General features: G+C 35.1%; 11 protein-coding genes. All 11 read right to left on the bottom strand.

Annotated elements, in window-relative coordinates; translation table 11 throughout:
• Window positions 1-120: 120 nt before the first annotated feature.
• Window positions 121-603: an NUDIX hydrolase gene (locus tag PBV87_RS13110; RefSeq protein ID WP_053985186.1), complete on the bottom strand. Its 483-nt coding sequence runs from the start codon at window positions 601-603 to the stop codon at window positions 121-123.
• An 81-nt stretch (window positions 604-684) separates the two neighbouring features.
• A complete protein-coding gene (locus PBV87_RS13105; RefSeq protein ID WP_053985187.1) occupies window positions 685-2,076 on the bottom strand; it encodes a penicillin-binding transpeptidase domain-containing protein in 1,392 nt (463 codons plus the stop codon).
• Window positions 2,066-3,433, bottom strand: coding sequence for an FtsW/RodA/SpoVE family cell cycle protein (locus PBV87_RS13100; RefSeq protein WP_271012580.1), 1,368 nt, complete (start codon window positions 3,431-3,433; stop codon window positions 2,066-2,068). Before PBV87_RS13100 ends, PBV87_RS13105 begins: the two co-directional genes overlap by 11 nt.
• An 18-nt stretch (window positions 3,434-3,451) precedes the next feature.
• Complete coding sequence (locus PBV87_RS13095) at window positions 3,452-5,785, bottom strand: U32 family peptidase (RefSeq protein ID WP_271012579.1); 2,334 nt, start codon at window positions 5,783-5,785, stop codon at window positions 3,452-3,454.
• 65 nt (window positions 5,786-5,850) lie between these two features.
• Complete coding sequence (locus PBV87_RS13090) at window positions 5,851-6,186, bottom strand: cell division protein ZapA (protein WP_053985190.1); 336 nt, start codon at window positions 6,184-6,186, stop codon at window positions 5,851-5,853.
• Between the two features lie 73 nt (window positions 6,187-6,259).
• Entirely contained in the window at window positions 6,260-7,261 is a 1,002-nt protein-coding gene (gene ruvB, locus PBV87_RS13085) for a Holliday junction branch migration DNA helicase RuvB (RefSeq protein ID WP_053985191.1), read from the bottom strand.
• Window positions 7,262-7,273: 12 nt separating this feature from the next.
• Complete coding sequence (gene ruvA / locus PBV87_RS13080) at window positions 7,274-7,921, bottom strand: Holliday junction branch migration protein RuvA (protein ID WP_198524926.1); 648 nt, start codon at window positions 7,919-7,921, stop codon at window positions 7,274-7,276.
• Between the two features lie 86 nt (window positions 7,922-8,007).
• Window positions 8,008-8,223: a DUF896 domain-containing protein gene (locus PBV87_RS13075; RefSeq protein WP_053985193.1), complete on the bottom strand. Its 216-nt coding sequence runs from the start codon at window positions 8,221-8,223 to the stop codon at window positions 8,008-8,010.
• A gap of 15 nt (window positions 8,224-8,238) precedes the next feature.
• Complete coding sequence (gene proB, locus PBV87_RS13070) at window positions 8,239-9,036, bottom strand: glutamate 5-kinase (protein ID WP_053985194.1); 798 nt, start codon at window positions 9,034-9,036, stop codon at window positions 8,239-8,241.
• 27 nt (window positions 9,037-9,063) lie between these two features.
• Window positions 9,064-11,196, bottom strand: coding sequence for a DNA gyrase subunit A (locus PBV87_RS13065; protein ID WP_082238812.1), 2,133 nt, complete (start codon window positions 11,194-11,196; stop codon window positions 9,064-9,066).
• A 16-nt stretch (window positions 11,197-11,212) separates the two neighbouring features.
• Window positions 11,213-13,180, bottom strand: a complete 1,968-nt coding sequence (locus tag PBV87_RS13060; protein ID WP_053985196.1) for a DNA gyrase/topoisomerase IV subunit B — start codon at window positions 13,178-13,180, stop codon at window positions 11,213-11,215.
• Window positions 13,181-13,249 lie beyond the last annotated feature (69 nt).

Raw genomic sequence — 13,249 nt, 5'->3', positions numbered from 1 at the left:
ACCTCTTTTTTTATTAGCTTTCTGTTGTTATACTTAAATGAAAATGGTCTAAATGTTTTATAAAGTTAGTTGGACATAATCATACACATTTAATATAAAAATGAACTGCTGATAAATTTATTACCAGCAGTTCATTTTTATCTCTTTTCTTTTTTGATCCCACATATTATCTTTTCTTAAATCCAAATACATCTGATACCCTTTTTTCAAGATATATTTTTCATCGGAAAACTTCATGAGATGATACGCTTCATGAAATTTGTAATATCCACTATCCATAAAATGCTCTTCTCTTTGTGGTTTGCTATAAAAGCTCTGTGCACGCATTAAATACCAATGTACAGTTTTACTTACAAGGTCTTCTTTCCCTTGAAAAGTATATTGAGTAGACCCAATGTACTCTACTATTTCTGCATCCACACCTGATTCTTCCTTTACTTCTCTAATTGCGGTCATTTCATTGCTTTCGCCGTATTCAACAGTTCCTTTAGGAAGTACCCAACCAACATACTTATATTCCCTTCTCCCTTTGAAATCTTTATAAAGAGCAAGGACTTTCCCCTTATGCACGACAACGCCACCGCAACTGACAGTTTCAATCATAAAGCCACCTGTCTTTCTTTTATACTCTAGTTGATTTTAGTATAGCTTGTTTCTTCTTATTTTTCAACCAAATCCAAATGGCTATTCATTTTTATAAGCATTTAAAATCTCATTACTTACGTTTAACGCTTTAGCACCTTGGCCACCTTGTTCTACAACAACTGCAAATACAATACTTTCCTTATTGCCTTCTTTAGGTTCTGCAAAGCCGACAAACAGTGAATGATCTGCACCTGTTTCATTTTGAGCTGTACCTGTTTTCCCACCAATTACCAAATCGTTTCTATAAATTCGATTTCCTGTACCATTTGTTACTACATTAATCATCATTTCTCTTAAAGTTTTACAAAGCTTTTCGTCTAAATAAGTTCCTTCATATTGTGGAAGGTTTTTAAGACCTACATTCCCTTTATTATTAAGGGAATAATCTATAATATATGGAGACATGAGCACACCATCGTTATAAACAATAGAGGCAATCATTGCTAAATGAAGTGGAGATACAAGTGTCTCACCTTGTCCCATATAGGTAGCCATTTTGTTGAATGTATCACTTTGGTCATTTAATTTAAATAAACTTTGCTTGTAATCTATTTGAGCACCAAGAGCACGATTGAATAATAACTCTGTTGCAACTTTTCTTAGTTCACCTGCAGAAATTTGCTCACTTAAAGATACAAAATAAGTATTACATGAAACAGTAAAGGCTGATTCTAAGTTTACCTTTCCATGAACCTTTCCATTATTACATTTAATCTCATGGCCATCTTTTGAGATAACGCCCTTACACTCATACTCATAATCAAAAGCACTATCACCAAGTTGTTGCAGATACGCAATGGTTGTAAGTATTTTAAAGGTAGAACCTGGTGGATATAGCCCCTGTGTTGCTCGATTAAGAAGTACACTGCGATCTGTATCTTCTACTAAATCATTCCAGTTCTCACCAATTGTATTCGGATTAAAGCCCGGATTAGAGTAAAGTGCTCTAATCTTACCTGTGCGTGGTTCAATAACAACTGCTGCTCCACGATAATCACCTAGTCCATCACGGCATGCTTGCTGCAACTTATGGTCTAGTGTTAAATACACATCATGCCCTTGAAACTTTTCCTCTGCAAAAGCAAAGGCAAAAATTGATTTAAGATTGTAGTTAGGATAAAGAAGCTCTACATTAGCTCTCGACTCAACACCTGTTTTATCATGCCCTACATAACCTACAGCATGGGCATAAGTTTTTCCATAAGGATATTCCCTTATTCCATTTTCACTGGTTGCAAGCACAACACCATTTGTATCTAAAATCTTTCCTCTTACGACTTCGTTTTCTAGATGGTCTAATCTTTTATTATATGGATTTACAATAAGCTTCTTACTTTCTACGACTGTAAAATAGCCTACATAAGCTGCTACCCCTATAAAAAGTAGGATAAAAACAGCAGCTACACGGTAGATGTAACGATTATTCTTCAATTTCTTTCCCTTCCTTTCTTGCAAACTTAAGTGTTTTGCGTACAAAGTAGGTGACGATCCCCATCATGCCTAAGCATACAAACAAAGAAGTTCCACCATAACTCACAAAAGGTAGGGTAATTCCTGTTAAAGGAATAAGTTTGAGAACACCGCCTACAATAATTAAAGTTTGTAAGCCAATAATCACAACAAAACCAATACATAAAAATTTTTCAAAATCATGTAATTGAATCAGTGCCCCTTTTAAACCTTGCAATATAAGACCTAAAATAGCTAGAAGGACAACAATCCCTACTATATTGCCTAATTCTTCGCAAAGAGCAGCAAAAATATAGTCTGTTGTTACAATTGGGATTTTATTAGGAATACCACGGGTTAATCCACTTCCAAACCATCCCCATGTACCAATAGCAAAAAGCCCTTGGACAACTTGATAACCATTCCCTGCAATATCTGCCCATGGATCAATCCATGCCTCTACTCGGACACGCACATGCCCAAAACAAAAATACGCTAGTATTGCTGCCACTGCGCCCCCTGCTATACCTATTAACGGTAAGAACGCATTTTTGGTTCCAATATAAAGCATAATCAGGAAGGTTAATCCGTATAAAAGTGCTCCGCCTAAATCTCTTTGAAAAACAAGCATTAACAAAATAGCACCTGTAAATACAATAGACTGGAAGATTATGCTTAACTTATGACTCTTAAACTCGAATTCATCAAAATGAGCAGCTAAAAAGAGAACAAAGGTAACCTTCCCAAACTCAGAAGGCTGAAAACCAAAACCTGCAATTTCTACCCAGTTCATGGCACCATATTTAGATTCTCCAAAGATAAATGGTAATATAATCATACCTAGTGTCAAGAACATATACAGTAATTTATATTTAGGTTGTAGCATTTTTCCAAAAATAGTTGGTAAAAACATAGCAATACACATACCAAGTATAAACCATACAATTTGTTTAGTTGCTTCAGCATGATTAAGACGTTCTAACATAATATAGCTTATGTCTACTAAGAAAAAGATAATATACCAGATAACCATTTCATCTTGTCTTTTAAGTCTTTTAAGTAACCACTTAATAAAGATAAATGCAGCAGCTAAAATCACACTGTTAAAGATGATCCCCTGTCTCATAGCAAGACTCGGCGCCTTACCAAATAAAATAGCGGTTCCCCCTAAGTGGAAAAAGAGGATGCATGAAAACATAAGTGAATGCTTATAAATAGGCTGTCCAAGTGAATAACTGATAAATGGCTTCATAAAACTAAAAATCAGCACAATAAAAAGTATTGCAAATCCTGCAAATACAAATCGACTCAGTAAAATCATCAACTCTAAATAGGCCATTTCATCACCTCTTTTTCTTTAGTCTATAGGCTTTAAGAAACTTGCTTTTTGACTAGCAAAAGTTACTTTTTTACCATTCAATAAACTTTCTAAAACTTCTTTTGTTTCCTTGGCATTTTCTTCAGTGAACCAAATACGATAAACCATTAAAGACATATTTTGTAAGTACTTTTCTGGTTCTATAAGAAGCGGTTCATGCATTAAAATTTGCATTTTACAACCTACACAATCTGTTGTAAGTGGCCAGATAGCCCCTTTACGATCACGCAAACTATATTTTCCAGTTTGTTTTTTCTTTTGACAAAGCTCATGGTTACCTAGTACACATTGTTCTGTTGTCATTACAGGCAATCTACCATAGATAATGGTTTCAAGTGGACCTTCTAAGCATTCTAACTCTTCTTTTGCAAGTTCTGCTGAAGTAGTTATACGTGTTACGCCATTTTCACTCCATTGATAAACCGCTTCATTATTCATTACATTTAAATTATAATCAATGACCTTCTCTTTGTGACTAGACATCAATATATAAAAGACTCCTAATGTACGAATGACATAGCCTGTTAAGCCACTTGCTTCAAAGCTTGGCAAGCTTTTTTTAATTCTCTCAAGTGCCTTTTCTTTTGTAATTGCCGGAAACACAATATACATTGGTTTCCCCTTTGCCTCACAAAGCTCTAAAGCCTCTTGCATTTTTCGATCATTATATTGCCATTCCCAATACACTGCTTGAAGTTGTGGGTAATCAAGCACTACTTGAAGTTGTTCTATGGTACGTACTTGTGCATGGTAACTTGGCTTTCCTTCATAACGCTGATTGCTATCTGGTGTATAAGGCGCATAGGTTTTTTGCGTACCACTTTCACAAATTAAAGCCTCTAAATGAGCCACTGCTTCGCGGCGTAATTCATTCAACTTACTAATAGTCATATACACATCATCATCCCACTCTGCATCTACATGAGTAAGCTCAAAAGATGTGGTCCCAAGTTTTGAAAGTTTCTCTATTGCTACTTCTTTTGTAAGAGGTGCACTTTGAGCCGCTTCTAAGATTTCGCCTAGGGCTGTTGCCTCAAGCCCTTCATAAAAGAGTGTAAAGCTTACTGGCTCACCCAATTTTCCAACAAGTTTTCCTTGTACAGGTACTTTACGTTGTGCCTTTTCATAGGTTTTTCGTAAAGCTTTAAGAAGTGTATTATTTTTAGATAGGTAAACTGGACTTTTCTCATCTACCCAATCTTCTACGCGTACAGTAAAGGTCTGCCCACCTGGATAGACTTTTGAAATCCCTGTTCCTGTATGTTTTTTCTTATTCCAAATTTCAAGCCCATCTCCTGGGTTTAATGTTTTTTCTGTATAAATGGTTGCAAGCTTATTACGTTTATCGTATTTTACAATATGTCCTACGCGAAGCCCAATATTTTTTGGTGTCTTCTCTGTCATCATATCAAGGCCTGCTTTTTTAAAGTAGTAGCCTTCTGAGAAACCACCACGGTTAAATATTGATTGAAGCATTTCAATATCTTCTTGTTCTACTTTATAGTGTTTTGGATCCTTTAAAGCTAGATCCACATATTTACGATAAACACGTGTGACAGATGCCACATACTCTGGAGACTTCATACGCCCTTCCATTTTGAATGAATCAATACCTATCTCAATAAGTTGTGGTAAGAAACTAAGACTATAAAGGTCCTTCGGGCTTAAGAAATAAGTAGATTTAATCTTTTCTTCACCATCTTCTAATAAGTCGTATGTCATACGACATGGTTGTGCACAGCGCCCACGATTTCCACTTCTGCCTCCAATTTGACTGCTAAACAAGCATTGTCCAGAGTATGAATAGCAAAGAGCACCATGGATAAATGTTTCTATTTCAATATCTACAGCATCTTTTATTTGTTTAATTTCTTCAAGTTGCATTTCTCTTGCAAGTACAACACGTTTAAAACCAAATGCTTTTAAGAAAAGCACATCTTCTAAACTATGTGCACTCATTTGTGTACTTGCATGGAGTTCAATCTGTGGGAAGTAACGCTTAACAAGATAAGCAACTCCAAGATCTTGGACAATCACCGCATCTACACCAAGTCTTGCTAAACTTTCTAAGTACTGCATCAGTTCAGGAAGCTCGTCTTCTTTAATTAAAGTATTTACTGTAATATGTGTTTTCACTCCACGAAGTTTGCAATAGTTTACGATTTTTTCGAGTTCATCTTCATCAAAGTTATCTGCAAATTGTCTTGCATTAAAAACTTTTCCTCCTACGAAGATAGCGTTGGCCCCATTCTCAATAGCCGCTAAAGCATTTTCAAACTTGCCAACTGGTGCTAATAATTCTACTTGTCTCACACTGTGTCCTTCTTTCTTTTTTCATCATAAAAGGGGTAACTTAACAGCACCCCCTTCAATAAGTTCTATTTTCTTCTTTTCATGATTTTAAGCCTGTTCATTTCAAGTGACATTTCTTCAATACGTTCGAGAAGCGCCAAATTTTCTGCATTACATTTCTCTAATTCTTGACTAAATCTTTCTAAATCTGTTTTCATTTTTAAATACTCATCTGCCATATTCAGTGCTGCCATCATATGCTTTTGAGCAGAACTAAGCTTGTGCATGGGATCTTGTTTATGAATTTCTAATACTTTTTGATCTAATACACTTGCCACCTTTTGAATATGTTCTTGTGATTCATTTCCTTGTAATGCAAAAACTTGTCCCCCGATAATGACCTCTACTTTATTCTTTGTCATATTGAACACCCCATTATAAATGGCTATGCCTATTAGTATTTTTTGTCATTATAACATATCTATATTCAAAAAACTATCTTAACTCCTCTGGAATTTGCAAAAAATTCTTTGCACTTTCTGTCAGCATACGTCCTCTAGGCGTACGCTGGAGCAAGCCTTGTTGCATCAGGTAAGGTTCATACACATCTTCTAGTGTTTCTCTTTCTTCCCCGATAGTTGCTGCAAGGGTCTCAAGACCAACTGGCCCACCTTTAAATTGATTCCAGATTGTATTTAGAATGCGTCGATCGATTTCATCTAATCCCTGTGTATCAATATTTAATAATTTTAAAGACGCAAGTGCAGTTTCTTCAGTAATCATGCTGTCGTATTTAATACTTACAATATCACGTACACGTTTTAAGAGACGGTTTGCAAGCCTAGGTGTGCCTCTAGAGCACTTTCCAATTTCTCTTGCACCTTCTGTAGTAATCCCCACCCCTAAAATACGTGCTGTACGCTCTACAATTTGCATGAGTTCCTCTAAAGAATAATACTCAAGACGTTGCACTATTCCAAAACGGTCACGAAGTGGAGAACTTAACATCCCTGCTCTTGTTGTCGCACCAACTAATGTAAATGGTGGCAAAGAAAGACGGATTGACTTAGCTGTTGGACCTTTCCCCACAACAATATCTATATGATAATCTTCCATTGCAGAGTAAAGTACTTCTTCTACCTGACGTGGCATACGATGAATTTCATCAATAAACAGCAAATCACCTGGTTGTAGCCCATTTAAAATCGCTGCAATATCTCCTGGTTTCTCAATGGCAGGACCCGCTGTCACTTTAAGTTTAACACCCATTTCATTAGCTATAACCCCTGCAAGTGTTGTCTTCCCTAGTCCTGGTGGTCCATAAAGTAGTACATGATCAAGTGCTTCTCCCCTGCCTTTTGCTGCCTCAATAAAGATTTTAAGATTTTCTTTAATGGTACTTTGCCCTATATATTCATCAAGTGTCAGGGGTCTAATATTATTTTCTATGTCTGTGTCTTCAATGTGTAAGTCTGCTGACATCATACGTGTTTCCATCTAATCTCCCCCCTAATTTGTAAGTAATGCTAAAGCCTTTTTAATAATCACTTCAGTTGTATCATTGTAATCAAAGATTGCTTGAACAGCTTTTCTCGCTTCAGTTAATGGGAAGCCTAAAGCCTCAAGTGCTTCAATGGCTTCTTCTTTAGCTTGTCCTGTTGATGCTGGTAAACCTTTTTCTAAATGAGATAAATCTGGCATTGCAAGTTTTTGAACCACATCTTTAAGTTCTAAAATAATACGCTGAGCAGTCTTTGGCCCAATACCACTTACCTTACCTAATGCCTTATGGTCTTGCATCATAATAATTTCAATGAGATGATCTACATCATATAAATTCATCATTTGCAACGCTGTCTTTGGCCCAATACCATTTACGCCCACTAACTTTTTAAAAAGTTCTTTCTGCTGCACCGTTACAAAACCATATAAATCATGAGCATCTTCTTTAATATTTTCATAAATATAAAGCTTAACATTTTTGCCTCTTTGTAACGCACTGGCATTTTGCTCATAGGGTACAAAAACTTCATATCCCATTTGTCCTACTTCTATCCATATATCATTATCATGTATCTCTGTAATTTCACCTTTTAAATACGCAATCATAACTTCTCCTTCAAAAAGAACATTTGTTCTTATTGTACACCAATCCACCTTAATAGTCTAGCCTTGTTGCATCTCTCATCCCCTGTTATATATGAAAAGGCCGTTGCAACTTGTGTGCAACAGCCCCCTTCATTCTATTTGTCAGTTGGCATATATTTAAGTGGATGTAACTTGCCATCTGGTGTTTGAATTTTTGTGTTTGATAATTGACCTTTGAAATTTGATCTAAAGATTTGTAAGTATTGCTCACGTAATTTAGCTTGTTCATCAAGTTCAGTTGGTGTTAAACCTTCTTCTTTCTTTTTCTTCGCAAGTTCATTAATACGTGCAATAAGTTTATCCATTTCCATTTTTCATTACCTCTCTTATTTGGCTTTAAACCATGTCCCTACTTCTTCACCATCTAGAATATTGTAGAGTACATTGATGTCATCTCCTAAAGCAACAACTGTATGTGTCTCATTTGCTTTAGCTATCTTAGCGGCTGTAATCTTAGTTGTCATACCACCTGTTCCAAATTTAGAACCTGTATCTTTGCCTAATCCTTCAATATCTGAAGTAATTGCTTCTACTTCTTTGATTAAAGTCGCATCTTTATTTTCTTTTGGATTATCTGTATAAAGACCATCAATATCTGTAAGTAAGATAAGTAAATCCCCATCTACTAATTCTGCAACCATAGCAGATAAGGTATCATTATCTCCAAAGCGATAACCTTCAATTTGAGCTGTAGAAATACAGTCATTTTCATTAATGATTGGTATAACCCCTAATTTTAATAGAGCAAACAAAGTATTTTTAGCATTTTGATTTTTAATTGGATCTTCAATCACATCTTTTGTAAGAAGGACTTGTGCAATAACCTGATTATATTCCCCAAAGAATTTCTCATAGATTTGCATTAAAATTGCTTGCCCTACTGCTGCTGTTGCTTGTTTCATCTCAAGCTCTTGCGGTCTTTCTGTAAGACCAAGTCTTCTTGTTCCTACACCAATAGCACCAGATGATACTAATATGATTTCCTTACCTTGATGATTTAAATCTGTTAAAACACGTGCTAATTTTTCCATTTTGTTAAGATTGGTTTGACCATTTGGATGTGTGAGTGATGATGTACCAATTTTAACAATAATACGATTGCTCTCTAAAAGATCACTTCTCATAATTTCCTCCCGCTACTTCCTGCCTATCTATAGTTTCGCTTGAGCTGGCAACGAACTAGCTGCTAATTTTTCTATTTCTTCAGTGCCTTCATTTAGGCATGTCAGACTTGCCATTGTATGTTTCTTTGTAATTGTAATTGCTTGAATCCCCGGTGTATCACGTTTTGCCTTTTCTTCAATCAATGTTGTTGGAACAATAGCTGAACGTCCATCTGTTCTAACACATTTTATAAAGGCTTCTTCGCCAATCACGCACATACCTACACATGCACTCTTACCATAATAAGCTTTCACAAGTTTTTTACGGTTTGTCTTTGTCTCATAAACATTTAAAGGTACACGTGCAATCTTGCCTGTTTCAAATCCAAATAAAATAGATCCTGTATAATCTAAGGTTGGATGCACATACATAATCGTTTCATCTGGTTCTAAATCTAAAATATTAGGTAAGTATACACCAAACTGGCTGGCTTTACAATCTTCGATTTCATACGTTTTTATTTTATACACATTACACTTATTCGTAAAGAATAAAAGCTCACTCTTATTGGCTGTTTCAACTTCTTGGATAATTGTATCGTTATCCTTCATTTTTTGTTCACCACTACTACGTAAAGAAGCTAATGAGATTTTTTTCAAATATTGATGTTCTGTAAAGAAGATTTTTAAGTTGTAGTCTTCAATGAGTGCATCACTTGGTAAGGCTTCTTCTTTATTAGGCTCAATAAGCGTTGTACGTCTTGGTGCACTGTATTTTTTCTTAGTTTGTTTAAGTTCGTCACTAATAACTTTTTTAAGTTTTTTATCACTTTCAATAATCTCAGATAAACGTGCAATTTCTTGCTCTAATTTATCAACATCTTGTAAGGTATTTAAAATATATTGTTTATTTAAGTGGCGTAATTTGATTTCTGCTACAAACTCTGCTTGAAGCTCTGTTAAATCAAAAGCGCGCATCAAGTTTGGAATAACTTGATTTTCTTTTTCTGTATGCCTAATAATTTCAATTGCTTTATCAATATCAAATAAGATTTGTTTAAGACCTAATAAGAGATGATGTCTCTTTTGCATCTTCTCAATATTAAAGGTAAACTTACGAATGAGACAATCCTTTCTAAATCTTACCCATTCTTCAATAATACTTTTAACACCTAGTACTTTTGGTGCACCATCAATAAGAACATTAAAGTTGCAACTAAATGAATCTTCTAATGTTGTAAGCTTAAAGAGTTTTTGCATAACTATACTTGGGTCTGCTGAACGTTTTAAGTCTACAGTCAGCTTAAGACCTGATAAGTCCGTTTCATCACGTACATCCGAAACCTCTTTGATTTTACCCACTTTAACAGCTTCTTCAATTTTATCGATAATAGCTTCTACTGTTGTTGTATAAGGAATCTCTGTAATCTCAATACAATTTTCCTTTTTAACATATTGATATTTCCCACGCATTCTAAAAGAACCGCGTCCACTATTTAAAATATGGCGCATATCTTCTTTGTTATAGAAAATTTCTCCACCTGTTGAAAAGTCTGGTGCTAAAATGTAATCTGCAATATCTATATCTTGATCTTTAAGATAAGCAATCGTTGCATCACATACCTCTTCTAAGTTGAAACTACAAATATTGCTTGCCATCCCTACTGCAATCCCCTGATTTGGATTGACTAAAATATTAGGAAAAGTTACAGGTAAAAGTGTTGGTTCTTTCATCTTACCATCATAGTTGTCTACAAAGACAACTGAGTTTTCTTCAATATCTCTAAACAGTTCTTCACAAATATCACTTAATTTTGCTTCTGTATAACGTGAAGCCGCATAAGCCATATCACGTGAATAAACCTTACCAAAGTTTCCTTTTGAATCTACAAATGGGGTATTCAGTGCTGCATACCCTTTTGTTAAACGTACCATCGTCTCATAAATAGCAGAATCTCCATGAGGGTTAAGCTTCATTGTTTGCCCTACAATATTGGCTGACTTTGTCCTTGCTGATTTTAGCAATGACATTTTATACATCGTATAGAGTAACTTACGATGAGATGGTTTAAATCCATCAATTTCAGGCAGGGCACGTGAGACAATAACACTCATGGCATAAGGCATATAGTTAGACTCTAACGTCTCAGATATATTCTGCTTAATAATCTTTTCATCCATCATAGACCCTCCCTTCTTAACTCATATCCAATTGATCTAAATATTCGTGCCCTACTTCTGCAATAAAGGCCTTTCTTGCAGCTAAGTTATCACCGAGCAATCTTTCAAAGACTTCTTGTGTACGCTCAGCATCTTCTGGCATGACTTGAATCAGTCTTCTTGATTCAGGATTCATAGTTGTTTCCCACATCATCTCAGGATCATTTTCACCTAGTCCTTTTGAACGTTGAATGGTATATTTAGACTTAATTTTATCTAGGATTTGTACTTTTTCATAATCAGAATACGCAAAGTATGTTTTATCTTTTGTATTGATTTCATACAATGGTGTCTCTGCAATAAATACTTTTCCCTCTTTAATGAGTGTTGGTACAAGGGCATAAAGCATCGCCAAGATAAGTGTACGAATTTGGAATCCGTCCACGTCGGCATCTGTACAGATTACGACTTTTTGCCATCTTAAATTATCTAACTCAAAAGTATGCAATTCTTTATTATGTTTGCTTGTAATTTCTACTCCACAACCTAAAACTTTTAAAAGATCAATAATGATATCACTTTTAAAGATTTTGTCATAGTCGGATTTTAAGCAGTTAAGAATTTTCCCTCTTACAGCCATAATCCCTTGAAATTCTGCATTTCTTCCAAGTTTACATGAACCAAGAGCTGAATCACCTTCTACGATGTAAAGTTCACGTTTTGTCACATCTTTTGTACGACAGTCTACAAACTTTTTAATACGATTTGTAATATCAATTGTCCCACCTAATTGTTTACGCACATTAATGCGCGTACGTTCTGCTTTTTCACGACTACGTTTATTAACTAAGACTTGCTTAGCTATACGTGTTGCTTCGTCTTTGTTTTCAATAAAGTAAATGGCTAAATAATCTTTTAAGAAGTCTTGCATTGCTTCTTGAATAAATTTATTAGTAATTGCTTTTTTGGTTTGGTTCTCATAGCTGGTAATGGTTGAAAAAGAATTTGTAATTAAGATTAAACTATCTTGAATATCTACAAAAGTAATCTTCTTCTCATCTTTGTTATAAAGATTTTCATTTTTTAAATATTGATCGATACTGTAGACAAAAGCATTTTTGATTGCTTTGTCTGGTGCACCACCATATTCTAAGTAACTAGAGTTGTGATAGTATTCAAGTAAGGTTGCTTCATTACAAAATGTAAAGGCTATTTCAAACTTCACACGATACTCTGGTCTGTCTGGACTGTCTTGTCCTCTTGTTTCTTGCTTAACAAGAACCATTTCTGTAAATTGCTTACCATCTGCTACTTCTTTAACATAACCTAAAATACCATCTGGATAAACATAGGTACTCTTTTCTTCTCTAATTTGATCATCAAAATTAAAAGTAATTCCTTGATTGACAATCGCTTGTCTTTTTAAAACATTATGGAAGTACTCACTACTAATATGAATATCTGCAAAAACATCTTTATCCGGTTTCCAGTGAATACGTGTTCCTGTTGTTTTATAGTTGGCTTTTTGTTTGCGAAGTCCCCCTATATTTTCACCCTTCTCAAAGTGAAGTTCATAAGCATAGCCATCTACATGTACTTCTACGTCCATGAACTCAGAACTGTACTGTGTTGCACATGCCCCAAGACCATTGAGGCCTAAACTAAATTCATAATTTTGACCCTCGTTATTGTTGTATTTCCCCCCTGCATAAAGCTCGCAAAAAATAAGATCCCAGTTGTAACGGCCTTCCTTCTCATTGTAATCAAGAGGCATACCACGGCCATAGTCTTGTATGATAATAGAGTGATCTTTGCAAAGTGTCACATCAATCACATTGCCATATCCCTCTTTTGCTTCGTCAATCGCATTGGATAAAATCTCAAATACGGAATGCTGACATCCTTCAATCCCGTCAGAACCAAATATAACGGACGGACGCAATCTAACTCTGTCTGCACCTTTCAGTGAGGAAATACTTTGATTTCCATAATTATCTTTTTTCATATTTTATCACCTGCACAATTATTCTCATTTTAATACTGTAAAATATGCTTTAAATCTTGTCAAGTTTTG

Origin of the sequence: Holtiella tumoricola (genome assembly GCF_027857615.1) — a bacterium.
In the GTDB taxonomy this organism is placed as follows: domain Bacteria; phylum Bacillota; class Clostridia; order Lachnospirales; family Cellulosilyticaceae; genus Holtiella; species Holtiella tumoricola.
The sequence above is the reverse complement of the archived record's forward strand: the minus strand, read 5'-3'. Positions and strand labels throughout refer to the sequence as shown.

Bases quoted from the DNA above. Each gene is read 5' to 3' on its own strand.
- PBV87_RS13110 (WP_053985186.1), bottom strand. From the start codon at position 603: ATGATTGAAACTGTCAGTTGCGGTGGCGTTGTCGTGCATAAGGGGAAA.
- PBV87_RS13100 (WP_271012580.1), bottom strand. From the start codon at position 3,433: ATGGCCTATTTAGAGTTGATGATTTTACTGAGTCGATTTGTATTTGCA.
- PBV87_RS13090 (WP_053985190.1), bottom strand. From the start codon at position 6,186: ATGACAAAGAATAAAGTAGAGGTCATTATCGGGGGACAAGTTTTTGCA.
- ruvB (WP_053985191.1), bottom strand. From the start codon at position 7,261: ATGGAAACACGTATGATGTCAGCAGACTTACACATTGAAGACACAGAC.
- PBV87_RS13075 (WP_053985193.1), bottom strand. From the start codon at position 8,223: ATGGAAATGGATAAACTTATTGCACGTATTAATGAACTTGCGAAGAAA.
- proB (WP_053985194.1), bottom strand. From the start codon at position 9,036: ATGAGAAGTGATCTTTTAGAGAGCAATCGTATTATTGTTAAAATTGGT.
- PBV87_RS13065 (WP_082238812.1), bottom strand. From the start codon at position 11,196: ATGGATGAAAAGATTATTAAGCAGAATATATCTGAGACGTTAGAGTCT.
- PBV87_RS13060 (WP_053985196.1), bottom strand. From the start codon at position 13,180: ATGAAAAAAGATAATTATGGAAATCAAAGTATTTCCTCACTGAAAGGT.